This is a genomic window from Salsipaludibacter albus (genome assembly GCF_019798055.1).
Lineage (GTDB): Bacteria > Actinomycetota > Nitriliruptoria > Nitriliruptorales > Nitriliruptoraceae > Salsipaludibacter > Salsipaludibacter albus.
In genome coordinates this window covers 15,024-41,719 of the sequence record NZ_JAHOPH010000016.1, presented here as the reverse complement: position 1 = coordinate 41,719, position 26,696 = coordinate 15,024, and the positions used below count along the sequence as shown (strand labels likewise).

Here is a 26,696-nt window from a genome sequence, read left to right as displayed (position 1 = left end):
TCCGGCCACTCGCCCGTCGGTCATGGATCGTCAGTCGTCCGGACCCAGCACCTCGTCGTCGTGCTCACCCAGCCGCGGCGGGGCGACCACCTCCCGCTGGGCACGACTCGACCACTGCACCGGGGAGCCGGGCAGGCGGAGCGTGCCGGCGGTCGGATGGTCCACCTCGTCGAGCATGTCGAGGTGGTCCAGCTGGTCGAGCGCATAGACCCGGTCCATGCTGTTGATGCGTCCCGCCGGCACCCCGGCGTCGTGCAGGCGCGCCATCCACGTGTCGACGTCGGCCCCGGCCAGGGCACCGTTGATCGCCGTCTCGAGCTCGTCGACGTGGGCGACCCGGTCTTGGTTGCGTGCGAAGCGGGGGTCGTCGACGGCCAGGCCCACCAGCGGGGCGAAGCGGGCCCACAGGCCCTCGGAGCCGACCGCCACGGTGATCCACCCGTCGGCACACGTGAACGCGCCGTACGGGGCGATCGACGGGTGGCGGTTGCCCTCCAGCCCCGGCACCTCACCACCCAGCGTCCAGCGGGTCCCCTGGTAGGCGTGCACCGCCACGGCCGAGGCCAGCAGGGACGTCGTGACCCGCTGGCCACGACCCGTGCGTTCACGCTCGTACAGCGCGTTGACGACCCCCCACGCCCCGAACATCCCCGACAGGACGTCGGTGATCGGCACGCCGAACTTGGTCGGCTGGCCGCCCGGGTGACCGGTCATCGACATCAGCCCGGCCTCGCCCTGCACGATCTGGTCGAACCCGGACCGCCCCCCGTCCGGTCCCCCCTCGCCGAAGCCGGTGATCGACAGGGTCACCAGCCGGGGGAAGTCGCGCGCCAGGTCGTCGGGTCCGAGGCCCAGCCGTGCCATCACGCCGGGGCGGAAGTTCTCGACCAGCACGTCGGCGTCGGCCAGCAGGCGTCGCAGTGCGGCGATGCCGTGGGGCTGCTTGAGGTCGAGCTGGACCGAGCGCTTGTTGCGGTTGACGGCCAGGAAGTACGACGACTCGCGCTCGTCGCCCTCGCCCAGGAAGGGCGGGCCCCAGCCCCGGGTGTCGTCGCCCGTGCCGGGCCGCTCGACCTTGACCACGTCGGCCCCGGCGTCGGCCAGCATCATGGTGGCGTAGGGGCCCGACAGGGCACGGGTCAGGTCGATGACGACGACGTCGGTCAGTGGGCCGGGGGTGGCGACCACGGGACCTCCTCCACGGGGGTGGGCGACGGGGCCGAGGCTAGGACTCCAGTCGCCTGCGCGATGCCCCGCGTCAGTCCTCGACCGGGTGGTCCAGTCCCTCGACGACGGTCTCGGCCCGGTCACGACGGGCCAGGTAGTCGTGCCACACGAGCCGGGCCGCGGTCGACCGGTGCGGTGCCCAGCGGCGTCCGACCCGGCGCAGGTCGTCGCCGACGAGTGGCTCGCCGTGGCCGACGACGTCCGCGGTGCCGACCTGCAGGGCCCGGTCGCCGACCGGCCACTCGTCGGGCATCCGCCGACAGGCCAGCAACCACACCTCGGCCGTCCACGGCCCGATGCCCCGCACGGCCAGCAGCGCCTCCTGCGTGGCGGCCCGGTCCCCGGTGGTGATCGCCTCCCAGTCGACCGACCCGTCGAGGATCCCGCGGGCGAGGTCGGCGACGTAGCCGGCCTTCTGGCGGGTCATGCCGACCGCGCGGAGGTCGTCGTGGGGCACGGCGGCGACGTCGGCGGGGCGGACGTTTCCGGCCCGGTCACGCAGCCGGTCGAAGACGGCCTTGCCCGACGCCAGCGACACCTGCTGTTCGAGGATCAGCAGCACCAGCGTCGCGAACGACGCCGGCCGCGACCAGAAGCCGGGGCGGCCGTGACGCGTGACGATGCCCGCGAGGTCCTCGTCGCCCGCGACCAGCAACTCGACCGTCCGGCCGAACTGGTCCTCGTCCAGCCCCCCCGGGCCCGTCGTCATGGCGTGTCCGGACGTCGCACGTCAGTAGGCCGGGAGCGCGGGGAGGTCCCCACCACCCTCGACGGACAGCCGGGCACGCTGGTCGGCGTCGGAGCGTCCGAGCAGCCACACGAGCAGGTCCGGGGCGGTGCCGACGATCGTGGCCCCGCTGCCGGCCGGATCGATGACGTCGTCGCCGGTGGGCCCACGCACGACCAGCCGAGGCGGGTCGTCCAGTCGCCCGGCCATCCGACGCCACACCCGCGGCAGCCCGGCGGCGACCCAGGCCGGCATCCAGTCCTGGGGGCGCAGTCCGAGGTCCAGGTCGAGGTGGTGCACCTGGACCTCCTGCAACCGCAGCCACGGCAGGTCGCGTGCCGGGACCACCCGACCCGTCTCGAGGTCCCCGAGTCGCAGGTCGCGGGCCGCGACGGACGGGTCGACCGCCACGGCGCCCTCCACCTCCCCCATGGCGTCCAGCAGTCGCTCGTTGGTCGCCTCGAGGTCCGCGACGATCTCGTCGATGCCCCGCTCGGCGCCGGCAGCGATGTCGGCGTTGCGGGACTCCTGGGACGGATACATCGGGGTGGGGTCACCGGTCAACGCCCAGCGACACAGGTTGACCAGCGCGTCGGCGTTGCGGGCGACGTGGCTGAGCACGTGGCCACGGGTCCAGCCCTCACACCTGCTCGGTGCGGCCAGGTCGGCGTCGGCCAGGCCGTCGAGGTCGGCCATCAGCGCGTGCTGGGCCTCCTGCACCTGCATGGTCGAGATCAGCATCGTCAGCCCGTCGTGGGTGGGGTCGCCGGACCGTCGGGCCCGCCGGTCGCATCCAACCAGACCACGACGCACCGCGGCCAACCCCGACCCGGACGTCGGGTCAGCCGGGGTGTCGACGTCGGCCTGGGTGGCGCCGTCCGGATGCAGGCGGGCGAACCCGGGGCCGCGGTCGAAGAAGGACGGCTCGCCGCGCTCGTCGCGCATCGCCTGCCGTCGCGCGGCCGTGCCGTCGTGGTCGACGGCCGGGGCGTCGTGCAGGTCGGCGACGTCGACGTCGGCCAGGTCGTCGGTGAACACCACGCCGTAGTCGTCGTGCGCACCGTCCACCGACACCTTCTCCCACCACACGTCCCGGGCCACCGCTGCCGGGTCGCGCTCCAGCGGGTCGCCCCACCCACCTCCGCCGGTGGTCTGGATCCGGATCAGCTCGCCGGCCTTCACGGGCGCGTCGTCGGCCAGCGCGTCCACCTCGCGCTCGTCCGGGCCGCCGGGGTCGATGGTGACCCGGAACGGTCGGCCGGCCCGTCCACCACGCACGCCCCAGCACGACAGGATCGAGCGGTCGGCGATCGACATGAACGAGGCGTCGACGAGCATCCGGACGTGCTTGTCGTAGCCCAGTCCGCCCCGGTGCAGGCCCGGGCCCCCGGAGTCGATCGCCAGCCCGAGCCGCTCGACCCGGAACGGGAACCGGGACTCGGTGAACTCGGTGGGGAGGTTGCGCGAGTCCGGGACGACGTGGATGGTGTCCTCGCCATCCGCGTAGGGGCGCCCCCCGGAGCCACCACCGAGCACCTCGCGCATCAGGTACGACGAGCCGTCCGCCCGGGTGCCGTACACGCCCGTGTAGCGGATGGTCTCCTGGTCGGCGGGCATCTCGCCGTCGACGGCCTTGGCCAGCACCCCGGCCAGCACGCCCAGCAGACGCAGGATCACGAACGTGCGGGCGTTGGTCGGGGCGGGGAAGTTCGGGGTCAGCAGGGTCCCGGGCTCCGGGAAGCGCATGTCGATGAACTCGACCACGCCCTCGTTGACGTCCAGCTCGGCCATTCGCTCCGGTGTCTCGGCAAGGTTGCGCAGGATCGGGGCGAGCCACTTCTTCAGGAAGTTCCCGTCGGCCCGGTCGCCGACGTGGTTGATCGGACCACGGGCCTGAGGCGAGGTGCCGGCGAAGTCGATCGTCAACCGCCCGCCACCGTCGGGCAGGGTGTCGTCGGAGGTCTTGGTGAGGGTGATCCGCTGGGCGTGCAGCCGGGGCTCGTCGACCCCGTCGTGCTCGGCGTAGTCCTCCCAGGTCCAGCTGCCGTCGGGGATCCGGGACAGGATCTCGCGGCGGTAGGTCCGGGCGCAGGTCGCCACGATCTCGTCGAATGCGGCCTCGACGACATCGGTGCCGTAGCGGGCGAACAGCTCGGCGACGCGGCGAGCGCCCATCAGGCAGGCCGACGCCTCCGCCTGCAGGTCACCCGCCAGCGAGTCCGGCATGCGCGAGTTGCGGGTCATGATCGTCAGCGCCGCGCGGTTGGGCACACCGGCGTCCCACAGCTTGATCGGGGGGACGATCAGGCCCTCGACGAACACCGAGGTGGCGTCGCTGGGCATCGAGCCGGGCACGGCACCGCCGATGTCGTCGTGGTGGCCGAACGCCTGCACGAACGCCAGCACGGGCAGGGACGCGTCCCCGTCGTCGGGGTCGGGATCGGCGAACACCGGGACCGTGATGCACAGGTCCGGGAGGTGGCCGATGCCGCCCTCGGACCCGTAGACGTCGTTGTGGAAGAACACGTCGCCGGGGACCATCTCCTCGACCGGGAAGTCCCGCACGATCGGCTGGACCAGGGCCGAGTAGGACCGCCCGGTCAGCTTGCGCAGGTGGCGGTCGTGGATCCCGGCGCGGTAGTCGTGCGCGTCGCGGATCATCGGCGACCGCGACGTCCGGCCGATCGCGTCCTCGACCTCCTTCTCGATCGACGCGAGCGTGCCGCGGACGATCTCGAGCACGACCGGATCGATCGTGTCGGCGGCGTCGTCGAGCGGTCCGAGGTTGCCGGTGCCCGGGTCGAACGGATGGTCGCCGGCCCGGCCGCGGGGGCTCGCCTGGTCGCTCATGCCGGCTCCCCACTGTCGTCCCGCACGCGCACCACGATGTTGCCGAGCTCGTCGACGGTCGCCCGGAAGCCGTCGTGCACGGGGATGGTCGAGCCGAACTCCTCGACCACCGCGGGCCCGTCCACAACGTCGCCGGCCCGCAGGTCACCGCGCCAGTAGATCGGGGCCTCGTGCCAGTCCGTGAAGTGGACCCGCCGGGTCCCCGAGCGGGCGTCGGCGACCGTGCCGTCGTCCCGGGCGTCCAGCCGCGGGAGCCGCGGCCGGGTGATCGGCCCGACCCCCGTGACGCGCAGGTTGACCCACTCGACCGGGTGGCGCGGGTCGTCGCGATAGGCGTAGCCGTACAGCTGCTCGTGGGCGTCGTGGAACGCCTCGACGACGGCGTCGCGGAACGTCGCGTCGACCGGGCCGGACGCGGGCGCGTCGACCCGGACCTCGAAGGCCTGGCCGTCGTAGCGCAGGTCGGCGGTGCGCTCGAAGACATGGTCCGCCTGGTCGAAGCCCTCGCGAACCAGCGCGTCGGCGGCCCGGTCACGCAGGTCGTCGTAGACGGCACCGACCGCGGCGAGGTCGAGGTCGGTGTCTCGGGCGACCGCCGTCTGGACGTAGTCGTTGCGCACGTCCACGGTCAGCAGCCCGAAGGCCGACAGGTTGCCCGGGTCGGGCGGGACGACCACCGCGGCCAGCCCCAGCACGTCGATCAGCCGGCAGACCAGCAGTGGCCCGGAGCCGCCGAACGCCGCCATCGCGAAGTCGCGCACGTCCAGTCCCCGGCGGACGGTGACCTGGCGGATCGCGTTGGCCTGGTTGAAGGCCGAGATCTCGAGGATCCCGCGGGCGCACGCCTCGACGTCCATGTCCAGGCGGCCGGCCAGGTCGGCGATCCCGGTCCGGGCAGCGTCGACGTCCAGGGGGATCTCGCCGCCCAGCAGGTGGGGCGGGATCCGGCCCAGGACCAGGTGGGCGTCGGTGATGGTGGGATCGGTCCCGCCCCGTCCGTAGCACAGCGGCCCGGGGTCGGCGCCGGCCGACCGGGGGCCGACCTTCAGCGTCCCCTCGGGTGACAGCCAGGCGATCGACCCGCCGCCCGCGCCCACCGTGACGATGTCGATCATCGGGATCTTGGAGGGGAAGCGTCCGACCGAGCCCTCGGTGGTCAGGGTCGGGCGCCCGTCCAGCACCACCGACACGTCGGTGGACGTCCCGCCCCCGTCACACGTCAACAGCCGGTCCCAGCCCGCCTCGCGTGCGATGACGGCCGCGCCCAGCGCACCGGCGGCCGGGCCGGACAGCACCGTCGTGATCGGCTGGTGGACGACCTCCTCGGCGCTGATCACCCCGCCGTTGGACTTCATGATGCTGAACGCGGGCCCTCCGGGCCCGCATGCTCCGTCGGCAGCCTTCGGGGCGCCATCCTCTGTCGACACGTAGGTGTCGAGACGTCGCCGGATCGATTCGATGTAGGCGGCGACGCGGGGCTTGACGGAGGCATCGACGAGGGTGGTGACGGTGCGCTCGTACTCGCGGTACTCGCGCAGCACCTCGGAGCTGATCGACACGACCGCGTCCGGGTGGACCTCCGCCAGGACGTCGCGCAACTGCTCCTCGTGCGAGCTGTCGGCGTAGGAGTGCAGGAGGCACACCCCGATCGTGTCGATCCCGCGATCCCGGAACCACGCCGCGACCGCACGGGCCTGGTCGAGGTCCAGCGGCGTGACCTCGGTGCCGTCGACGTCCAGGCGTCCGGCGACCTCGCGGACCCGGTCGACCGGGACGATCCGGTCGGGCTTGACCCAGAAGTAGGAGTTGCCGTAGCCGTCCGGGACGCTCTGGCGGGCGATCTCGAGCACGTGGCGATACCCCGCCGTGGTGACCAGGCCCATGTGGGCGACCTTGTCCTCCAGCAGGTCGTTGGTGGCCACGGTGGTGCCGTGGGTCACGGCGGCCACGTCGCTGCCGTCGCCACCCAGCTGGCCGAGGATCTTGTCGATCCCGGCCATGAAGCCCCGGGCCGGGTCGGCCGGCGTGGACGGCGTCTTGGTCGTGGTGAGCACACCCGTGCGCTCGTCGAAGGCGACCACGTCGGTGAAGGTGCCACCCGTGTCGACGCCGATGCGGACGTGACGGCGCCCGTCGTCGGGCGGCGTGACGTCGGGCATGGTCGCAACCTCGGCGGCGGGCGGTGGGTGGCCGGGTGCGACCCTACTGCCCGTGCGGGCGGGTCCTCAGTCCTCCTCGGGGATGACGATCCACAGCACCCCGTAGACGATCAGGTTGGGACCGGGCACGAACAGGAACAGCACGCGGGCGATCCACGGCGAGATGTTGAAGCGGTTGGCGAGGCCGGCGCAGACACCGGCGATCAGCCGACCGTCACGGGGTCGGGTGAGCGTGCTCATGGGTGGGACCTTCCGGGTGGACGGGGCGAGGTCGCCGACGCGGACGCGGGCGACCTCCGGACCGACCATGGTGGCACCCCCACCATGGTCGACCCGTCCGGATGGTCCCCCTCCCGACCCCGAGGCCGCAGGGGGTCAGCGACCACCGACGGCGCCGTCGCGGCGGTGGTCGGCGCCACCGACCAGGCCGTCGTCGACCACCTCGACCAGCGACAGGCCGCTCTCGAGGCTGCCGACCGTCACGTTGTGGCCCCGCGCCTGCAGCGCGGCCCGGAGTGCGTCGACGTCGTAGTCCCACGTCACCCCCGGGATGGGGGCCTCGAGCTCGGTTGAGCCGTTGCGGTTCTGGTGGTGGGGGACGTTGATCGCCTCCTGCGGGTCGAGGCCGAAGTCGACGACGTTGATGATCGACTGGGCGGTGTAGCCGATGATCCGCGACCCACCCGGTGACCCCGTCACGAGCTCGAGCTCGCCCGACTCGTCGAACATGATCGTGGGCGACATCGAGCTGCGTGGGCGCTTCTCGGGCTCGACGCGGTTGGCGATCGGCGTGCCGTCCGCCGCGGTCGCCGCGAACGAGAAGTCGGTCAGCTCGTTGTTGAGCAGGAACCCGCCGTCCGGGACCATGACGCCGTTGCCGAACGAGGACTCGATGGTGGTCGTGACCGACACCGCGTTGCCCCACCGGTCCACGATCGACACGTGGCTGGTGCCGTTCTCGGTCGACGCGGGCTGGGGCGCGGTCGGGTCGAACTCGCCCGGCGGGGTGCCGGGCAGGGCCGTGCCCATGTCCATGTCGGTGATCAGGGCGGCGCGGCTGGCGAGGTAGGCCTCGTCCAGCATGCCCTCGACCGGGACGGTGACGAAGTCGGTGTCGGCGACGTAGAGGTTGCGGTCGGCGAAGGCGAGGCGGCCGGCCTGGCTGAACAGGTGCACGGCCTCGACCCCCAGCGGGTCGTCGCCGAGGTCGAAGTGCTCGAGGATGCCGAGGATCTGGCCGACGGCGAGTGCGCCCGACGACGGCGGGCCCATGCCACAGACCTCGTGGCCGCGGTAGTCCTCGCAGACGGGCTCGCGCTCGACGACGTCGTAGGCGGCGAGGTCGGCGGTGGTCATGTCGCCCGGGATGTTCGGGTCGGTCTGGACCGCCTCGGCGATGGACTCGGCGAGGTGGCCGGTGTAGAAGCCGTCGGCACCGTCGTTGCGCAGCAGCTTGAGCGTGTCGGCGTAGTCCTTGTTGCGCATCGTGGTCCCGGCCGGCTTGGCGGCACAGTCGGTCTCGGACCCGTTGGTGAAGTAGTCGAACGCGACCGGGTCACGGAAGTACAGCCGGTCACTGCAGCTGGTGTTGTTGGCCAGCAGTCCGGCGACCTGGTCGGAGGTGCGCTGGGTCAGCTCGAAGCCACCCTGGGCGAGCCGGAGTCCGTCGGTGAACAGGCGCTGCCACGGCAGCCGGCCGTGGGCCTCGTGCACCTCCTCCATCAGCATCGGCGTGCCCGGAACGCCCGCCGACAGCCCGGACTGCCAGGCCTGCACGAATCCCAGGCCGGCGAAGCGGTCCTCGGTCGCCGACATCGGTGCCTTCTCGCGGGCGTCGTAGGTGGTCGTCTCGCCACTCGTCCCGTCGTGCCACACCATGAAGGCGCCGCCACCGAGCCCGCTCGACTGGGGTTCGACCAGCCCGAGCACGGCCTGCACGGCCACGTAGGCGTCGGCCGCCGTGCCACCGGTGCGCAGGACCTTCTCGCCGGCCGCAGTGGCCAGCGGGTTGGCGGTCACGACCATCTCGCGCTCGGTCGTGACGGCCTGCGGCAGCGCGTCCTGGGCCAGGGCGGGGGTCGCCATGGCGGTCAACAGCGCCAGGACGACGACGGCAAGTCGGCCCGGTCGGCGGTCCCACCAGCGGACGCTGGCGGCGGACGGGTGGCGAGAACGCGACGGTGCAGGCATCGGGGGATTCCTTCTCCGGGGGGAGCCGTCCGAAGGCGGGACGGCACGGCGGGGGGAGCCGCTGACAGCGAGTATGGCCCGGCCCCGACCCGCTGTCAGCCGGCCACCTCTCGTCGCGTGTGCTGCCCGCGGCCACATGTGGCCGTGATGCGCACACTCGACGGATCGGACGGGGCCGGGGTGCGCGAGCCAGACGTCGTCAGCGGGCGCGGGGGCCGGCGCGCAGGAGGCACGCGGCCTCGTGGTCGACGTCGCGCGGCACGTCCATCAGGGGCGGGTCCTCGACATCGCACAGCCCCTCCTCGGCGATCGGGCAGCGCGGGTGGAAACGGCAGCCCGACGGCGGGTCCATCGGTGACGGGATCTCGCCCTGCAGGAGGACGCGCTTGCGGCGGTTGCGGGGATCCGGCATCGGGATCGCCGACAGCAGCGCCTGGGTGTAGGGGTGGGTCGGGTGCCGGTACAGCGTGTCCCGGTCGGTCAGCTCGACGACCCGTCCGAGGTACATCACCGCGACCCGGTCCGACACGTGCTCGACCACGGCCAGGTTGTGGGCGATGAACAGCAGGGTCAGGTCGAGCTCGGTCTGCAGGTCCTTGAGCAGGTTGAGGACCTGGGCCTGCACCGAGACGTCCAGGGCCGACACCGGCTCGTCGGCCACGACCAGGCGTGGCCGCAGGATCAGTGCACGCGCGATCCCGACCCGCTGGCGCTGGCCCCCCGAGAACTCGTGGGGGTAGCGCTCGGCGTGGGCCCGCTTGAGCCCGACCAGCTCGAGCATGTCGCCGACCCGCTCGCGCCGCTCGGCACGGTCGCCGATCCCGTGGATGCGCAGGCCCTCGCTGATCGCGTGGCCGACCTGGGCCCGTGGGTCGAGGCTGGTCGAGGGGTCCTGGAAGATGATCTGGACGTCCTGGCGGAACTGGCGCAGGTCGCGGGGGCCGGCGTGGGTGACGTCGTCCTCGTCGAACAGGATCGTTCCCGAGGTCGGCTCGAGCAGCCGCACGAGCATCCGGCCCAGCGTGGTCTTGCCACAGCCGGACTCACCCACCAGTCCCAGCGCCTCGCCACGACGGATCTCGAGGTCGACACCGTCGACGGCGCGGACCTCGCCGACCTGGCGTTGCAGCACGCCACCCCTGACCGGGAAGACCTTGGTGAGCTTGCGCAGCTCGACCAGGGGCGTCGTGCGCTCGGCGGTGATCGTGCCGCTGCCGGTCACGGGCGTGCTCATGGCCCCTCCCCCGGTGCGAGCTCGGCGGGGGCCGTGACCACGTCGGCCGGGGTCGACCCGCCCTCGACCGCGCGTGGGCGGCCCTCGGCGTCGTGGTGCAGGAAGCAGCGCACGACGTGGGCGTCCCCGTCGGTCTCGACGACCGGCAGCAGTTCGGGGTCCTGCTCGGTGCAGATCGACAGGTCGTGCTCCACGCGGGCATGGCATCGGTCGGCGAAGCGACACCCCACCGGGGGGTCCACCAGGTTCGGCACCACGCCGGGGATGGTCTCGAGCGCCTCGCGCCGGTCACCCAGGACCGGCATCGAGCCGATCAGCCCCCGGGTGTAGGGGTGCTTGGGGTCCTCGAACAGGGTGATGACGTCGGCCTCCTCCACCACCTGTCCGGCATACATCACGGCCACGCGATCGGCCATCTCGGCCACCACGCCGAGGTCGTGGGTGATCAGCACCACCGCGGTGCCGGACTCGGCCACGAGGTCACGCATCAGGTCGAGGATCTGGGCCTGGATGGTGACGTCCAACGCCGTGGTGGGCTCGTCGGCGATCAGCAGGTCGGGCTGGCAGGCGAGCGCCATCGCGATCATGACCCGCTGGGCCATCCCGCCCGACAGCTCGTGCGGGTAGGCCCGGGCCCGACGCTCCGGGTCGGGGATGCCGACCTGGCGCAGCATGTCGGCCGCCCGCCGCGTCTGCTCCTCGTCGTCGTAGTCCCGGTGGAGCTCGTAGACCTCCTCGATCTGGCGCCCGGCGCGGTGGACCGGGTTCAGCGCGGACCCGGGCTGCTGGAAGATCATCGACAGCCGGTCCCCACGCAGACGCGACATCTGCCGGTTCGACAGGCCGGTCAGGTCCTGGTCGTCGAACGTGACCGTGCCAGCCTCGACCTTGCCGGGGTAGGGCACGAGCCCCATGATCGACAGGGCGGTCACCGACTTGCCACAGCCGGACTCGCCCACCACCCCCAGGACCTCGCCGCGCTGGACCGACAGATCGACCCCGTCGACGGCCTGCACGACCCCGCTGCGGGTGTGGAAGTGGGTCTTGAGCCCGCGCACGTCCAGCAGGGCGGGCTCGTCGGGGTCTCGCTGGCGGACCGGGCGTGGCTCCACGACCGCCTCGTCGGGCACGTCGTCGATCAGCGCCTGGTCCGCGATCGCGCGGTCGGCGGCGACCCGTGCGGCGTCGGCCCCCGCGGGGTCCGGGTCGTGCACCTCCATGCGGACCTCGTCGTCGGCGGGCGTCGGGTCGGGCCGGGTGCCACTCATTCGTTCAGGCTCGGGTCGAAGGCGTCGCGCAGGCCGTCACCGAGCAGGTTGAACCCCAGGACCGTGATCATGATGGCCAGGCCCGGGTAGATCACCAGGTGGGGATAGGTCTGGATCAGGGTGTACTCCTGGGCGAGCATCGCGCCCCACTCCGGCTGGGGCGGCTGTGCGCCCAGCCCCAGGAACGACAGTGCCGCCGCCTCGAGGATGGCGCCGGCGATGCCCAGCGTGCCGAGCACGATCAGCGGGGTCAGCGAGTTCGGCAGGATCCGGGTGCGCAGCATCCGCCACGACGAGGCACCCAGCGCCTGGGACGCGGCGACGTAGTCGATCTCCTTGATCGACAGCACCGAGGACCGCATGACCCGCGCGTACTGCGGCAGCGTCACGACCGCCACGGCGATCAGCACGTTGCGGATCTGCGGTCCGAGCACGTAGGCGATGGCCACGGCCAGCAGCAGTGCGGGGAACCCCAGGATCACGTCCATGATCCGCATCAGGACCGAGTCGACGGCACCACCGAAGTAGCCCGCGATGGCGCCGATGGCGGCCCCGATCATGATCGCCACCATCACGATGGACACGCCCAGGGGCAGGCTGATCCGGGCCCCCCAGATGATCCGTGACAGCTGGTCGCGCGCGTTGGAGTCCAGGCCCAGCAGGTGCTCGGACGACGGCGGGTCGCGACGCTGCACCTCCTCGACCCGGTCCAGCTGCTGGATCGGGTCGTAGGGAGCCAGCACCGGCGCGAACAGCGCCACGAGCGTGAGCAGGGTGACGATCGCGAGACCCAGGACCCCGAGCTTGCGGCGGAAGAAGCGTCGCATCCCCAGCCGCCAGATCGAGGTCGGCTTGTCCAGCAGCGCGTCCGGCGACGGCCCCTCCCCCGGACCGGCCGGCTGCACGGTCCGCTTGGCGTCGGCCTCGGCCCCGCTCGAGCGGAGGTCGCCGTCCAGGAACTGGTCGCTCACTGCAGTCTCACACGGGGGTCGAGGTAGCCGTAGGACAGGTCCACGACCAGGTTGACGACGACGTAGGTCGACGCGATCACCAGGGTGAAGCCCTGCACGATCGGGTAGTCACGGGTCGTGATCGCGTCGAACAGCGCCGTGCCGATGCCCGGCAGGACGAACACGGTCTCGGTCAGCACGGCACCACCCAGCAGCAGTCCCAGCTGCAGCCCGATGATCGTGACCACCGGCAGCAGGGCGTTGCGCAGGGCGTGGCGCCGGACCACCCGGGCATCCCGCGCGCCCTTGGCCGCGGCGGTGCGCACGTAGTCGCGACCCAGCACGTCCAGCAGGGACGAACGGGTCATCCGGGCGATGATCGCCATCGGGATCGTCGCGAGCGCGATCGTCGGCAGGATCAGGTGCCGGATGGCGTCCCAGGCGCCGGCCCACTGGGCCGAGATGACCGCGTTGAACACCGCGAACTTGGACAGGAACTCCAGCAGGCCCGACCAGAACCCGCTGTCCGAGACCGTCCAGCCCCACACCTCGTAGAACGGCTCCGGGGTCAGCCCCGGACTGAACCGTCCCGTGGGCGGAAGGGCCAGGAAGGTGTCACCCAGCACGACCGCGAACAGGTAGGACAGCATCAGGCCGAGCCAGAAGATCGGCATCGACACGCCGACGTTGGCGAAGGCCATCGTCCCGATGTCGACCGGGCTGTTGTGCCAGCGGGCGGCGGCGATGCCCAGGGGGACGCCCACCACGATGGCCAGCAGCAGCGCCGACAGCGCGAGCTCGATGGTCAACGGCAGGCGGTCCAGCAACACCTCGGTGACCGGGCGGGAGAACTTGATCGACTCGCCGAGGTCGAAGGTCAGCACGTCCCCGACGAACCGGGTGAACTGCTCCCAGATCGGGTCGTCGAGACCGTTGGCGGCGGCGAACTGCTCGCAGGAGGCCTCCGTGGCGCGGGGACCCAGAACGGCCCGGCACGGGTCGCCCAGGACCACGCGTGGCAGCAGGAACACCACCACGACGACCCCGAACAGGACCGGGATCGCGGTGAGGATCCGCTTGACGGCGTAGGCGATCACGCCACGACCTCCGCGACGACGACGCCCACGACCCGGTGCCGGCACGGGGGGAGGTCGGGCACGTGCACGGGGGACGATCCTCGCTGGTCGCGGACGTGGTCGCTGCGGGGGAGCCTAGGCGACCGGCGTGGCGTGGTGCGCGGCGGACGCACCGGGAGGTGGCCGACGTGGCGCCGGCGCACGCCCCGGACGAACCGCGTCGCGGGCCGGCCGGAGCCGACCCGCGACGCGGGAGGTGTTCGTCCGGGCCCGGCAGGACCGGGCACCGGAGGTGGGTGGATCAGCCCTCGTCCTCGGCGGGCGGGGCGTTCATCAGGCCGCCCCACAGGTAGGTGTAGTACTCGAACCCGCCGGTGTTGCCGACGTGCAGCGGGCTGGCGGCGTCGATGCCGACCGACCAGGTCGTGACCACGTCGGTGGCGTCGAACTCCGACCCGTCGTGGAACGTCACGCCCTCGCGCAGCGAGCAGGTCCACACCGTGCCGTCCTCGTTGGGAGCGCACTCCTCGGCCAGCGCCGGGACGGCGTTGCCCTCGAGGTCGTACTGGTACAGGCCCTCGAGCACCTGCTCACAGGCCGACAACGACTCGCCGTCGGACTCGTCGGTGCAGAACAGCGAGATCGGCTCCGCGTTCTGGACGAACACGATCGAGTCACCCTCGGGCGTCATGCTGTCGAACTGCGGTGCACCGAACGGGGGCGACGCGGCGTTGCCCAGGCCGGCGACCGCGGCGTCCGCGGCTGCTCCGTGGGCGATCGGCACCATCGGCACCTCGTCACGGATGAGGTTGTTGGCCTCGGTGTAGATCGGCTCGGCCTCGGCCACGTCCACCGTCGCGGCGCCCTGGGCGAGCGTGTCGACGATGTCGGTGTAGGCGTCGCCGAACTGCTCGTTGCCGGCGAAGTGGTAGTCGAGGAAGTTGGTGACGTGCGGGTAGTCCGCACCCCAGCCCAGCAGGTGGATGCCGTCGAGCTCACCGGCCGAGGCGGCCTCGATGAACGCACCGGACTCCTGGACCTCGATCTCGGCGTTGATGCCGAGGTTCTCCGACAGCTGCGTCTGGATCTCCTGGGCCACCGTCTGGGGCTCGGGGAGGTAGACGCGGTAGACATCACGCAGGTAGATCGTGGTGTCGAACCCGTCGGGGTAGCCGGCCTCGGCCAGCATGTTGCGGGCGGCCTCGGGGTCGAAGTCGTACCACGGGTCACCGACGCAGGCGTTCTCGATCTGGCACGGCGTGAAGTAGTCCGGCACCTCCGACCCGGTCGGGTAGTAGGTGTCGACGATGCGCTGGCGGTCGATGCCCATCGCGATCGCCTGGCGGACCAGCTTGTCGGTGAACGGCTCGTAGGTGTTGTTGAAGCCCATGTAGAACACGTTGGGGTTCAGGTCCTCGAGCAGCTGCAGGTTCTCGTCACCCTCGACCAGCTCGTAGTCGGGGGCCGACAGCGTGGTCGCGTACTGGGCCGTGCCGGACTGCAGCTCGGTGATGCGCTGCGCCGACTCGGTCGCCCAGCGGAAGACCAGCGACTGGGCCGCCGGGGCGTCGCCCCAGTAGTCCGCGTTGGCCGTGAAGGTCAGCTCCGACCCACGGTTCCAGGTGTCCAGGGCGAACGGTCCGGTGCCGATCGGGTTCTCCAGCGGCGCGCCGCCGGTCTCGACGATGTGCTCGGACGGCTGGACGGCGAACGGGATGAAGGCGACCTTCTGGAGGAAGGCCGGGTCCGGCGAGCACAGCGTGAAGACGACCTCGAGCGTGTCGGTCGCCTCGATGCTGCCGATCTTGCCGGGGTAGTCCTCGGCACAGCCGGCCTCGTTGGACACGGTCGTGACCGCCTCGCCCTCGCCGGCGGGAGCCGCGGACGCCTCCTCGCTGGGCGCCTCGGACGACGCGGACGTCTCGGTCGAGTCGGTGGCGGTGTCGGTCGAGGTCTCGGTGTCCGTGGTGTCGGCCGGCTCCTCGTCTCCACCGCCACAGGCAGTGATCACCAGCGCGGCCGCCGCGGCGGCGGCGATCAGGCGTCTGCGTGTCCTCACATCATTCTCCTCGGGTTTGGGTTCCGGGTCGGACCCGGACGTCGCGCGACAGGGGGAACGCCGGCGGACGGGTCGTCCGGCGACAGGTCGTGATGGTGCCAACTATCGCGACAGTAGCCGTGACCCTAGCGGCGCCTCGCCGCGTGGCCGCACGCGACGGGCGAAGGCCGCACGCGAGCTCGACGGGCGGAGAGCCCGGCCGGACGGCGTTCGCGGCCACCCCGAGCGGCCCCGAACGCCAACCCACCGCATCCCCACGCCACGTTCGCCACGAATGGCGTTCGCAACCGACCCATGCGGCGCCGAACGCCACCCCGAACCTCACGTTCGGCCCGAATGGCGTTCGCAGCCGACCCATCCGGCGCCGAACGCCACCCCGAACCTCACGTTCGGCCCGAATGACGTTCGCAGCCGAGCCCACCGGCCGCGAAGGCCGCGAGGGCGGTGACGGACCGAGGCGTAGGCTGGCGGGCGTGAGGATCGTGGCCAGTGACATCGACGGGACCCTGGTGCGGTCCGACGGGACGGTCAGCGACCGGACCCGCCGGGCCGTGGCGGCGACCGAGGACGCCGACGTCCTGTTCGTCCTGGTCACCGGCCGGCCACCGCGCTGGCTCGCCCAGGTCACCGACCAGCTCGACGACCACCGCGGCCTGGCGATCTGCGCCAACGGCGGACTGGTCATCGACCTCCACACCGACGAGGTGGTGCAGGTCGATCCCTTCACGCCCGAGGTCGGACGCGAGGTGCTGGGTCGGCTGCGCGACCTCGACCTCGGCCTCGCCCTGGGGGTCGAGTGGCCCGACGGCTTCGGCCACGACGCCGCCTATCCCCGAGGGATCCGACGCTCCGAGCAGTTGGCGGACGGCGTGGTCGACGTGCACGACGACGAGGCCTTCCTCGACCGGCCTGTCGCCAAGATCCTCGTCCGGCCCATGGAGCGTTCTCCCGGCGAGCTGGCCGCGACCGTCCGCGAGGCCACCGACGGACTGGCGACGGTGACCTGGTCGTCGACAGGGCTGCTGGAACTGTCGGCCGACGGCGTGACCAAGGCGACCGCGCTGGCCCGACTGGCCGCGTCCCACGACGTCGACGCCGCCGACCTGGTGGCGTTCGGGGACATGCCCAACGACCTGCCGATGCTGGAGTGGGCCGGGCACGGGGTCGCCGTCGCCAACGCCCACCCGATGGTCCGCGACGCGGCCGACGAGGTCGCCCCGGCCAACGACGACGATGGCGTGGCCGTGGTCCTCGAGCGACTCCTGGCCGAGCGGACCTGACCCCGTTCGGCCGGTGGACGGGCCGGGCCGTGACGCCGGTCCGGTCGGTTACCGTCGCGGGGAACCGAGGACGCACCATGTCAGCAGCTGCGCACGCCCTGCAGGACGAGGGCCCCCCGTCCGCCGACTTCCATGGCCAGCTCGCCCGCTCGTGGGCGGCGTCGGGCTCGATGCTGTGTGTCGGGCTGGACCCCCTCCCCGACCGGATCCCGGCCGGGTTCGGGTCGGGCAGCGAGGCGGTGCTGGACTACCTCGGCGAGATCGTCGACGCCACGGCCGACCTCGTGTGCGCCTTCAAGCCCCAGATCGCCCACTTCGCCGCCCTGGGCGCCGAGGACGCCCTGGCCGCGCTGTGCACCCGGATCCGCAGCGAGCACCCCGACGTGACGCTCGTCCTGGACGCCAAGCGTGGTGACGTCGGCTCGACCGCCGAGCGCTACGCGATCGAGGTGTTCGACCGCTACCACGCCCACGCCGTCACGGTGAATCCCTACCTGGGCACGGACGCCGCCGCGCCCTTCCTCGCCCGCGGCGGGGTCATCGCCCTGTGTCGCACCTCCAACCCGGGAGCCGCCGAGCTCCAGTCGCTGGAGGTCGACGGCGTGGCGCTGTACCTGCGCGTCGCCGACATGGTCGCGAACCGGTGGAGCGAGCTGGGCGAGTGCGGGCTGGTCGTCGGCGCCACGGCCCCGGCCGAGCTCGGCGAGGTGCGCGCCCGGGTCGGGGACCTGCCACTGCTGGTCCCGGGGATCGGGGCCCAGGGTGGTGACCTCGAGGCGTCGGTGGCCGCCGGTGCGACGGCCGACGGCACCGGACTGCTGCTGTCGTCGTCCCGCGCCGTCCTGTGGGCCGACCCGCACGACCCGGGACCGGCCGCCCGCGCCGCGGCCGAGGCCACCCGCGACGCCATTCGCGACGCCCTGCCCGTCGGCTGACCCGGGGAGCGGACAGCCGACGGGGTGGCCGGCATCATGGGGGCCACGCCGACCGGGAGTGACCACATGGCCGATGCCGACGTGATCGTGGTGGGGGCCGGACTGGCCGGGCTGGTGGCGACCGCCGAGCTGGCCGACGCCGGCCGACGCGTGGTCCTGCTGGACCAGGAGGGCGAGCAGTCCCTCGGCGGCCAGGCGTTCTGGTCGTTCGGCGGCCTGTTCCTGGTCGACACGCCCGAGCAGCGCCGCATGGGCATCCGGGACTCCCACGAGCTCGCGTGGCAGGACTGGCAGGACACCGCCGGCTTCGACCGCCCCGAGGACACCTGGCCCCGCCGCTGGGCCCGGGCCTACGTCGACTGGTCGGCTGGCGAGCAGCGCGCGTGGCTGAAGGAGCGCGGGATCGGGTTCTTCCCGGTGGTGGGCTGGGCCGAGCGCGGGGCCGGCAGCGCCGACGGACCGGGCAACACCGTGCCACGGTTCCACATCGTGTGGGGCACCGGGCCGGCGATCGTCGAGGCGTTCGCCACGCGGGTCCGGTCCGCGATCGACGACGGGCTGGTCGAGCTGCGTGGACGCCACCGGGTCGACGGCCTGGACGTGGCCGACGGCGTGGTGCGTGGGGTCCACGGCGCCGTCCTGATCGACGACCAGGCCGAGCGGGGCCGCTCGACCTCCCGCGAGGAGGTGGGCGAGTTCGCCCTGTCGGCCCCGGTCGTGCTGGTCACCTCCGGGGGGATCGGCGGCGACCACGACCTGGTCCGCGCGAACTGGCCCGAGCGGATGGGCACCCCGCCGGACCACCTCCTGACCGGTGTGCCCGACCACGTGGACGGCCGGATGCTGGGGATCTCCGCCGACGCGGGCGCGAGCGTCGTCAACCCGGACCGGATGTGGCACTACACCGAGGGCGTCACCAACTTCGACCCCATCTGGCCGGGCCACGGCATCCGGATCCTCCCCGGCCCGTCCTCGCTGTGGTTCGACGCCGTCGGCAACCGGCTGCCCGCACCGCTGTACCCCGGCTTCGACACGCTGGGGACGCTGGCGCACCTGCGCGGCACGGGTCACGACCACTCGTGGTTGGTGCTGGACGCCGAGATCATCGGCAAGGAGTTCGCCCTGTCGGGCTCCGAGCAGAATCCCGACCTGACCGGCCGTGACCTGCGCCTGCTGGCGGGCCGCGCCCTGGACGCCGAGCCACCCGGCCCGGTCGCGGCGTTCATGGAGCACGGAGTCGACTTCGTCGTGCGCGACAACCTCCAGGCGCTGGTGGCCGGGATGAACGACCTCACCGACGAGCCGCTGCTGGACTTCGACCACGTCGCCCGCCAGGTCCGTGCCCGCGACCGGGACCTGGTCAACGACTTCGGCAAGGACCTGCAGGTCGCGGCGATCCAGCGGGCGCGGACCTATCGCGGCGACCGGCTGATCCGGACGGCCGCACCCCATCGGATCCTCGACCCGGCGAAGGGCCCGCTCATCGGCGTGAAGCTGCACGTGCTGACCCGCAAGACCCTGGGCGGGCTCGAGACCGACCTCGACGGGCGGGTCCTGCGGCCCGGTGGCGAGGTCCTCGACGGCCTGTACGCCGCCGGCGAGGTGGCCGGCTTCGGCGGTGGCGGCATGCACGGGTACCGCTCGCTGGAGGGCACCTTCCTGGGCGGCTGCATCTTCTCCGGCCGCGCCGCCGGTCGGGCCGCCGCCGCAGCCACCGCCACCTGACCCACCCCTGTCCGGCCGCTGTCCAGCGGGGTGCACGAGCGAGCGAAAACCGCACCGAACCGCACCCACTCACCGACCACTCCCCCAAGCGGGTGCACGACCGAGCGGAACCCGCACCCAACCACACCCGCTCGGCGCGAACGTCGGGTGCGAGCGGGCGGTGGCGGACAGAGCGTGTCCGGATCTCGGGCCATACTGGCGAGCATGGACACCGCGACCCGACTGCTCGAACTGCTGGCGCTGCTGCACGCTCGGCCCGTCTGGGCCGGCGACGTGCTCGCAGACCGGCTGGAGGTGACCCCGCGGACCGTGCGCCGCGACATCGCCCGACTGCGGTCGCTGGACTACCCCGTCGAGTCGGTGCCCGGGCCCCATGGTGGCTACCGCCTGGGTCGCGGGGCCGAACTGCCACCCTTGGTGCTGGACGACCAGGAGGCCATGGCCGTGGTGCTGGGGCTGCGGACCGCCGCCGTCAACCTCACCGGCGAGCTCGACCAGGCCGCGGCGACCGCACTGGCCAAGCTCGAGCGCGTGCTCCCGACCCGCCTGGCCGACCGGGTCCGTGACCTGTCCGAGGCCACGGTCGCGCTGGGGACCGGTCGCGAGATCGCGGCCGACCCGGACCAGTTGCTGGTGCTGGCCGAGGCCTGCCGGCGTCGCCTGCGCGTGCGGTTCATGTACACGGCACGTGACGGGGCCCGCAGCATGCGTCGCGCCGACCCCTACCGACTGGTCCACGTGTCCCGGCGCTGGTACGTGCTGGCATGGGACCGCGACCGGGTCGACTGGCGGACCTTCCGGGTCGACCGCCTCACCGCCGCCGTCACCACGGGCGAGGACGGCGACCTGCCGGACGAGCCCGACGCGGAGGCGATGGTGCGCGCCGCGATCGGGGTCCGGCCCTGGCCCCTGCAGGCCAGGGTGCGCCTGCACCTGCCGCACGACGAGGTCGCGGCGTGGTTGCCGGCGGCGGCCGGGGTGCTCGAGCCCGAGACCGACACGACCACCCTGTGGTCCACCGGTGCGTCCGAACCGTCCCACCTCGTGCGCTGGCTGGCGGGCTTCCCGTGCCACGTCGAGGTGCTCGAGCCTGCCGAGGTCGACCGCGCGCTGCGCGAGCACGTCCGGGTGCTGCTCGGCAGCGACTGACACGACACGGGACCGGTCGCAGCACCGATCTCGCAGACGACCGATGAGTCGGCGCCCTCCGCCGCGTCCGTCCTGTCGACGGTGCCCACGGGGGCACCCCCGAGCCGCCCCGCGACCTGCGGTCGAGCGCCGGATGATCCGCAGAGATGCGGACTCAGTCCGTCCGCATCGATGCCTAGCGTCGCGGACGGTCCCGCGACGAAGGAGAACACGATGCAGGACGTCATCCGGGCGACCGGACTGGTGAAGCACTACGGGGACGTGACCGCGCTGGACGGGCTCGACCTGTCGGTCCCGGGCGGACAGGTCCTGGCACTGCTGGGACCCAACGGCGCCGGCAAGACGACCGCCGTCCGGATCCTGACCACGCTGCTGGAGCCCGACGAGGGCTCGGTGGAGGTGGCCGGCGTCGACGTGCTGGCCGACCCCCGGGAGGTCCGGCGACGGATCGGCCTGTCGGGGCAGTACGCCGCCGTCGACGAACACCTCAGTGGGTTCGAGAACCTCGACCTGATCGGACGGCTGTACCGGATGGGCCGCCACCGGGCACGGGAGCGGGCGCGCGAACTGCTCGAGCGCTTCGACCTGGTCGAGGCCGCCGATCGTCCGGTCAAGACCTACTCCGGCGGGATGCGTCGCCGGCTGGACCTGGCCGGCGCCCTGGTCGCCACGCCGACGGTGCTGTTCCTCGACGAGCCGACCACCGGGCTGGACCCACGCAGCCGCAGCGACATGTGGGAGGTGATCCGCGAACTGGTCAACGGTGGCACGACCCTGCTGCTGACCACGCAGTACATGGAGGAGGCCGACCTGTTGGCCGACGACATCGTGGTGATCGACCACGGCCGGGCGATCGCCCGGGGCACCGCGGACCGGCTCAAGCAGCAGGTCGGCGGCGAGCGGATCGAACTGATCGCCGAGGTCGCCACCGACATCCCGGTGGTGCACGAGCTGTTGTCACGCCACGCGGTCGACGAGGTCCGCGTGGACGACCACCGCCGGATGCTGACCGCCGCCGTCACCGGCGGCACGGTCGACCTCCGCAAGGTCCTCAGCGACGTCGAGAACCGTGGCATCGCGCTCAGCGACGCCGGACTGCGTCGCCCGACGCTCGACGACGTCTTCCTCACCCTCACCGGCCGCTCCACGGCCGACCCGACCACCGACGACACCCCCACCGACCAGCCGGAGCCCCGGCAGAAGGAGACGGTCCGATGAGCGAGCTCACCTGGGCCGCGGCAGACGGCTACGCCGTCGCCCGTCGCAACCTCATCAAGATCAAGCGGGTCCCCGAGCTGCTGATCTGGATCCTGATGTCGCCGATCATGTTCGTGCTGCTGTTCGTGTACGTGTTCGGTGGCGCGATCGACATCCCCGGCGTGTCCTACCGCGAGTGGCTGATCGCCGGCATCTTCGCCCAGACGGTCGTGTTCGGGTCGACCTTCACCGGCGCCGGGCTGGCCGAGGACATGGAGAAGGGCATCATCGACCGGTTCCGGTCGCTGCCGATGTCCCGCTCGGCGGTGATCGTCGGCCGGACCGCCTCCGACATCGTCTACAACGTGCTGTCGATCACGATCATGTCCCTGACCGGGCTCCTGGTGGGCTGGCGCATCCACACGTCGGTCCCGGAGGCGGCCGCAGGCTTCCTGTTGCTGCTGGCCTTCAGCTACGCGTTCTCGTGGATCATGGCCTGGGTGGCGATGAAGATCCCCAGTGTCGAGGTGATCAACAACGCCTCGTTCATGGTGATCATGCCGCTGACGTTCATCTCCAACGCGTTCGTGCCGCTGGAGACGTTCCCGGCCCCCCTGCAGGTGTTCGCCGAGTGGAACCCGGTGTCGTCGGTGACCCAGGCCGCCCGCGACCTGTTCGGCAACGCCCCGACGGCCGAGTCCGTCGCACAGCTGCAGGCGTCGGGGGTGGACGTGTTCACCCTGTCGGACGCGTGGTCGCTGACCCACCCGGTCGCCTACACCCTGCTGTGGATCGTGGGGATCCTGGTCGTGTTCGTGCCACTGTCGGTCCGGGCCTATCGCCACAGCGCGACGAAGTAGCACGCACGGGACGTCGCCGGTCGAGCACTCGACCGGCGAGCGGGCGGCTCAGGCGTCGACGAGCTGCACGGCCAGGTTCATGTGGCCGAGCGCGATGGCCTCGTAGTCGTGCCCGCTCGAGTCGAGGAACTCCATGAACGCACGATGCTCGTGCAGTTCCCACCCGTGGTAGCCGAAGTACTCGTCGAACACGATCACCGTCCCGGGGACGAACCAGTGCCCGAGATGGTCGAAGACCGTCTTGGTGGAGGAGTAGAGGTCGGCGTCCAGGTGGGCGAACGCGAACGGACCCGTCTCGGCGTCGGCGAAGGGCGGCACGGTCGCGTCGAAGAACCCCACGTGGAACGCCACGTTGTCCACCGGCAGGTCCGGCGGCTCGCCCCCGATGTCGAAGGCTCCCGCGCCCTTGTCCGTGCCGGCCCAGTCCTCCGGCAGGCCGATGAAGCTGTCGAATCCGTGCACCGTGCGTTCGGGGAAACGCCGGGCGATCCGGGTGAGCGTCGTCCCACGGAACACGCCGAACTCGGCCACGACGCCCGGGCCCGACACGGCCCGCAGGCCGGCGTCCAGGCATCCCCGCTTGGAGTTGGCGACCATCACGTCGGCGAAGTGGTCGTCACCGAGGACGTGGTCAACGGAGGCCTCGACGGCCCGTTCGCGCAGCCGCAGGGGCACCGACGGGATCGTCCGGGCCACCTCAAGCTCACGCCGGATCCGCTCGAGTGAACCGGGCACGTCGGCGAGCGGCTCGACGTGCTCGGCGATGTCGGCGAGGGTCTCCTCGTCGCGTCTGACCCGCCGCTTGAGCGCGTCGAGGCGTTTCCGGGGGTCGAATCGATCATCCATGACGAGGACGCTAGCCCGCGACCGCGGACGCACTGGCCCGACGACTGCCCGATCGGACGCCACCCACCGACGGGCCGGGCGCGGACCGGCCGTCGGCCGTCCGGAGTTGCGGGGCCACGTCGAGGGCGTACCGTACGAGTTGGAGCATCTGCTCAAACTCTGTGAGGTCGTCGGCGTGACCGGCGACACCCGGTGACCGACGAAGGCCAGACCGTGACCCAGCTCCGAGACGCCGCCATCGTGGCGGGCAACCGCATCCCGTTCGCCCGCTCGGGCACCGCCTACGCCCGGGCCTCCAACCACGACATGCTGACCGCGGCGCTGGACGGGCTGGTCGCACGCACCGGGCTGGCCGGTGCGACGCTCGGTGAGGTCGCGGGCGGCGCTGTCCTCAAGCACAGTCGCGACTTCAACCTCGTGCGCGAGGCGGTGCTGGCCAGCGCCCTGGCCGACGACACGCCGGCGTTCGACGTCCAGAAGGCGTGCGACACGTCGCTCGAGGCCGTGCTGGCGGTCGCCAACAAGATCCGCGTCGGCCAGGTCGACGTCGGCATCGGCTGCGGGGTCGACACCACGTCCGACGCACCGATGGGTCTCAACGACGACCTGCGCCATCTCCTGCTCGCCGCCCAGCAGGCCAACGAGCCGGTCGACTTCGTCAAGCTCGCCGGGCAGTTGCGCCCGAGCCTGCTCAAGCCCGACATCCCGCGCAACGCCGAGCAGGCGACCGGGCTGTCCATGGGCGAGCACCAGGCGATCACGACCGCGGAGTGGGGCGTGTCCCGCGAGGCCCAGGACCAGCTCGCCCTGCGCAGCCACCAGCGGCTGGCCGCGGCGTGGGACGACGGGTTCTTCGACGACCTCGTCACGCCGTTCCTCGGGCTGGACCGCGACAACAACCTCCGGCCGGACTCGACGCTGGAGAAGCTGTCGACCCTCAAGCCGGTGTTCGGCGATCGCGAGACCGGCACGATGACCGCCGGCAACTCCACCCCGCTGACCGACGGGGCCGCCGCCGTCCTGCTGGCCACGCCCGACTGGGCCGCCGACCACGACCTGCCCGTGCTCGCCCGGCTGGTCGACGCCGAGTCGGCCGCGGTCGACTACGTGCACGGCCACGAGGGCCTGCTGATGGCACCGGTGTACGCCGTGCCACGCCTGCTGGCCCGTCGCGGCCTGACCCTGCAGGACTTCGACCTCTACGAGATCCACGAGGCGTTCGCGTCGACCGTGCTGGCCACGATGGCCGCCTGGGAGGACGAGGAGTTCTGCCACGACCGCCTCGGCCTGGACGCACCGCTGGGCTCGATCGACCGCGACCGCCTCAACGTCAACGGCTCGTCGCTGGCGACCGGCCACCCCTTCGCGGCGACGGGTGCGCGAATCGTCGCCACGGCCGCCAAGCTGCTGGCCGAGCGGGACGACTTCGAGCACGGTGGCCGCGCCCTGGTCAGCATCTGCGCCGCCGGCGGCAACGGCCTCGTCGCCATCCTCGAGAAGTAGCCCCAACCACGTCGAGTGTGCGCAGCCCGGCCGCCCGTGGCCTCGAAGCGCACACTCGACGCACCGCCCGACCCTCGAACACCCGAACCGTCGACCTCCCGACCACAGGAACTCGCCGTGAGTGACCTCTACTCCCGTGTCGTCAACCACGAGTACGGCCGCAAGGTGGCGGACCTGCTCGGACTCCCCACGCCCGCCGAGCTGCGTCGCCACGTCCCCGGCGAGCCGCCGCTGACCGGTCCCGTGCTGGTCGGTGGCGACGGCGACCTGTCCACCCCGGTCGTCGAGCTGCTGCGCACCGCCGGGCTCGACGTCCACACCGAGCCGGCCGATCCCGAGCACACCGCGCGCTACGCCGCGTTGGTGTTCGACGCGACCGGGATGCGCGACTCGACCAGCCTGGGTGGCCTGCACGAGTTCTTCCACACGATGATCCGGCGGCTGGGCGGCTCGGGACGGATCGTGGTGCTCGGCCGTGCGCCCGAGGCGATCGACGACCCCGCGGCCCACGCCGCGCAGCGCTCCCTGGAGGGGTTCGTGCGCGCGATCGGCAAGGAGCTGCGCGCGGGCGGCACCGCCAACCTGGTCACGGTCGCACCGGGCGCGGACGATGGGATCGCGGCACCGCTGCGGTTCCTGCTGTCGGGGCGCTCTGCCTACGTGTCCGGCCAGCGGCTGCCGGTCGTCACGTCGTCCACCACCACCGTTGCCGACCTCGACCGCCCGCACGCCGGCCGGGTCGCGGTGGTCACCGGTGCCGCCCGCGGGATCGGCGAGTCGATCGCCCGGACCCTGGCCCGCGACGGCGCCACGATCGTCGGCGTGGACCTGCCGTCGTCAGGTGACGCCCTGGCCGGGGTGGTGAACGACGTCGGGGGCACCGCCCTGCAGTTGGACATCACCGCGGACGACGCGGGCGAGCGCCTCGTCGACCACGTGCGCACCCGGCACGGCCACCTCGACGTGCTGGTCAACAACGCCGGCATCACCCGGGACAAGACGATCGCGGGCATGGACCGGCGCCAGTGGGACATGGTCCTGGGTGTCAACCTCACCGCGATGGAGTCGCTCGACCGCGCCGTGCTGGACGCCGACGACGTGCTCGGCGACACACCCCGTATCGTGTGCCTGTCGTCCATGAACGGGATCGCGGGCGCCCGCGGCCAGACCAACTACGCGACCTCCAAGGCCGGCGTGATCGGCCACGTCGCCGCAATGGCCGACCCGCTGGCCGATCGCGACGGCACCATCAACGCGGTCGCGCCGGGCTTCATCGAGACCGACATGACCGAGGCGATGCCCATGGCCAGCCGCGAGCTCGGGCGCCGCCTCAACAGCCTGTCCCAGGGCGGCCTCCCGGTCGACGTCGCCGAGGCGATCTCGTTCCTCGCCTGGCCCGACGCAGACGGCGTCAACGGCACGACCCTGCGGGTCTGCGGCCAGAACCTGCTGGGGGCGTGA

Annotated in this window: 20 protein-coding genes and 1 pseudogene; 8 read left to right on the top strand and 13 right to left on the bottom strand. The window is 72.2% G+C overall.

Annotated features, from left to right (window positions below; translation table 11 throughout):
• Positions 1-30 precede the first annotated feature (30 nt).
• The 12 genes and pseudogenes from KR546_RS11225 to KR546_RS11170 form a co-directional block, all read right to left on the bottom strand.
• Positions 31-1,188 (bottom strand): CaiB/BaiF CoA transferase family protein, encoded by a 1,158-nt coding sequence (locus KR546_RS11225; protein ID WP_238444803.1) that lies wholly within the window; start codon positions 1,186-1,188, stop codon positions 31-33.
• A 70-nt stretch (positions 1,189-1,258) separates the two neighbouring features.
• Positions 1,259-1,936, bottom strand: coding sequence for a DNA-3-methyladenine glycosylase family protein (locus tag KR546_RS11220; protein WP_238444802.1), 678 nt, complete (start codon positions 1,934-1,936; stop codon positions 1,259-1,261).
• 21 nt (positions 1,937-1,957) lie between these two features.
• Complete coding sequence (locus tag KR546_RS19950) at positions 1,958-2,680, bottom strand: maleylpyruvate isomerase family mycothiol-dependent enzyme (RefSeq protein WP_420804253.1); 723 nt, start codon at positions 2,678-2,680, stop codon at positions 1,958-1,960.
• A gap of 126 nt (positions 2,681-2,806) precedes the next feature.
• Positions 2,807-4,804 (bottom strand): annotated as a pseudogene (locus tag KR546_RS19285) (hydantoinase B/oxoprolinase family protein); the annotation flags it as partial.
• The gene (locus KR546_RS11205) at positions 4,801-6,963 is read right to left on the bottom strand and encodes a hydantoinase/oxoprolinase family protein (protein WP_238444801.1); all 2,163 of its coding nucleotides are present in this window, start codon (positions 6,961-6,963) and stop codon (positions 4,801-4,803) included. The gene KR546_RS11205 and the pseudogene KR546_RS19285, both read right to left, overlap by 4 nt.
• A 66-nt stretch (positions 6,964-7,029) precedes the next feature.
• On the bottom strand, positions 7,030-7,203 hold the full coding sequence (locus KR546_RS11200) for a PspC domain-containing protein (protein ID WP_238444800.1): 174 nt from the start codon (positions 7,201-7,203) through the stop codon (positions 7,030-7,032).
• Between the two features lie 135 nt (positions 7,204-7,338).
• Entirely contained in the window at positions 7,339-9,153 is a 1,815-nt protein-coding gene (gene ggt / locus KR546_RS11195; RefSeq protein WP_238444799.1) for a gamma-glutamyltransferase, read from the bottom strand.
• 199 nt (positions 9,154-9,352) lie between these two features.
• The gene (locus KR546_RS11190; protein WP_238444798.1) at positions 9,353-10,387 is read right to left on the bottom strand and encodes an ABC transporter ATP-binding protein; all 1,035 of its coding nucleotides are present in this window, start codon (positions 10,385-10,387) and stop codon (positions 9,353-9,355) included.
• Entirely contained in the window at positions 10,384-11,655 is a 1,272-nt protein-coding gene (locus tag KR546_RS11185) for an ABC transporter ATP-binding protein (RefSeq protein WP_238444797.1), read from the bottom strand. Before KR546_RS11185 ends, KR546_RS11190 begins: the two co-directional genes overlap by 4 nt.
• Positions 11,652-12,626, bottom strand: coding sequence for an ABC transporter permease (locus tag KR546_RS11180; RefSeq protein WP_338019140.1), 975 nt, complete (start codon positions 12,624-12,626; stop codon positions 11,652-11,654). The genes KR546_RS11185 and KR546_RS11180 overlap by 4 nt, the downstream gene beginning before the upstream one ends.
• Positions 12,623-13,702 (bottom strand): ABC transporter permease, encoded by a 1,080-nt coding sequence (locus tag KR546_RS11175; RefSeq protein ID WP_238444796.1) that lies wholly within the window; start codon positions 13,700-13,702, stop codon positions 12,623-12,625. Before KR546_RS11175 ends, KR546_RS11180 begins: the two co-directional genes overlap by 4 nt.
• A 280-nt stretch (positions 13,703-13,982) precedes the next feature.
• Positions 13,983-15,740 (bottom strand): ABC transporter substrate-binding protein, encoded by a 1,758-nt coding sequence (locus tag KR546_RS11170; protein ID WP_238444795.1) that lies wholly within the window; start codon positions 15,738-15,740, stop codon positions 13,983-13,985.
• 482 nt (positions 15,741-16,222) lie between these two features.
• Here KR546_RS11170 and KR546_RS11165 point away from each other — a divergent pair, with 482 nt between their 5' ends.
• The 6 genes from KR546_RS11165 (at position 16,223) to KR546_RS11140 (ending at position 22,886) form a co-directional block, all read left to right on the top strand.
• Positions 16,223-17,020, top strand: a complete 798-nt coding sequence (locus KR546_RS11165; RefSeq protein WP_238444794.1) for an HAD family hydrolase — start codon at positions 16,223-16,225, stop codon at positions 17,018-17,020.
• A gap of 77 nt (positions 17,021-17,097) precedes the next feature.
• Positions 17,098-17,955, top strand: coding sequence for an orotidine-5'-phosphate decarboxylase (gene pyrF / locus KR546_RS11160; RefSeq protein ID WP_274387970.1), 858 nt, complete (start codon positions 17,098-17,100; stop codon positions 17,953-17,955).
• Positions 17,956-18,021: 66 nt separating this feature from the next.
• Complete coding sequence (locus KR546_RS11155) at positions 18,022-19,680, top strand: FAD-binding dehydrogenase (protein WP_238444793.1); 1,659 nt, start codon at positions 18,022-18,024, stop codon at positions 19,678-19,680.
• A 204-nt stretch (positions 19,681-19,884) separates the two neighbouring features.
• Positions 19,885-20,829 carry a helix-turn-helix transcriptional regulator gene (locus KR546_RS11150; protein ID WP_238444792.1) on the top strand — a complete coding sequence of 315 codons (945 nt, stop codon included), beginning with the start codon at positions 19,885-19,887 and terminating at the stop codon, positions 20,827-20,829.
• 213 nt (positions 20,830-21,042) lie between these two features.
• Positions 21,043-22,047: an ATP-binding cassette domain-containing protein gene (locus KR546_RS11145; protein ID WP_238444791.1), complete on the top strand. Its 1,005-nt coding sequence runs from the start codon at positions 21,043-21,045 to the stop codon at positions 22,045-22,047.
• On the top strand, positions 22,044-22,886 hold the full coding sequence (locus tag KR546_RS11140) for an ABC transporter permease (RefSeq protein WP_238444790.1): 843 nt from the start codon (positions 22,044-22,046) through the stop codon (positions 22,884-22,886). Before KR546_RS11145 ends, KR546_RS11140 begins: the two co-directional genes overlap by 4 nt.
• Positions 22,887-22,934: 48 nt before the next feature.
• Here KR546_RS11140 and KR546_RS11135 read toward each other — a convergent pair whose 3' ends face one another.
• Positions 22,935-23,732 carry a class I SAM-dependent methyltransferase gene (locus KR546_RS11135; protein WP_238444789.1) on the bottom strand — a complete coding sequence of 266 codons (798 nt, stop codon included), beginning with the start codon at positions 23,730-23,732 and terminating at the stop codon, positions 22,935-22,937.
• A gap of 213 nt (positions 23,733-23,945) precedes the next feature.
• Between KR546_RS11135 and KR546_RS11130 the strand changes: the two genes are divergently transcribed.
• Together KR546_RS11130 and KR546_RS11125 are read left to right on the top strand one after the other, a co-directional pair.
• Positions 23,946-25,235, top strand: a complete 1,290-nt coding sequence (locus KR546_RS11130) for an acetyl-CoA C-acetyltransferase (RefSeq protein WP_238444788.1) — start codon at positions 23,946-23,948, stop codon at positions 25,233-25,235.
• 117 nt (positions 25,236-25,352) lie between these two features.
• A complete protein-coding gene (locus tag KR546_RS11125) occupies positions 25,353-26,696 on the top strand; it encodes a 3-oxoacyl-ACP reductase (RefSeq protein ID WP_238444787.1) in 1,344 nt (447 codons plus the stop codon).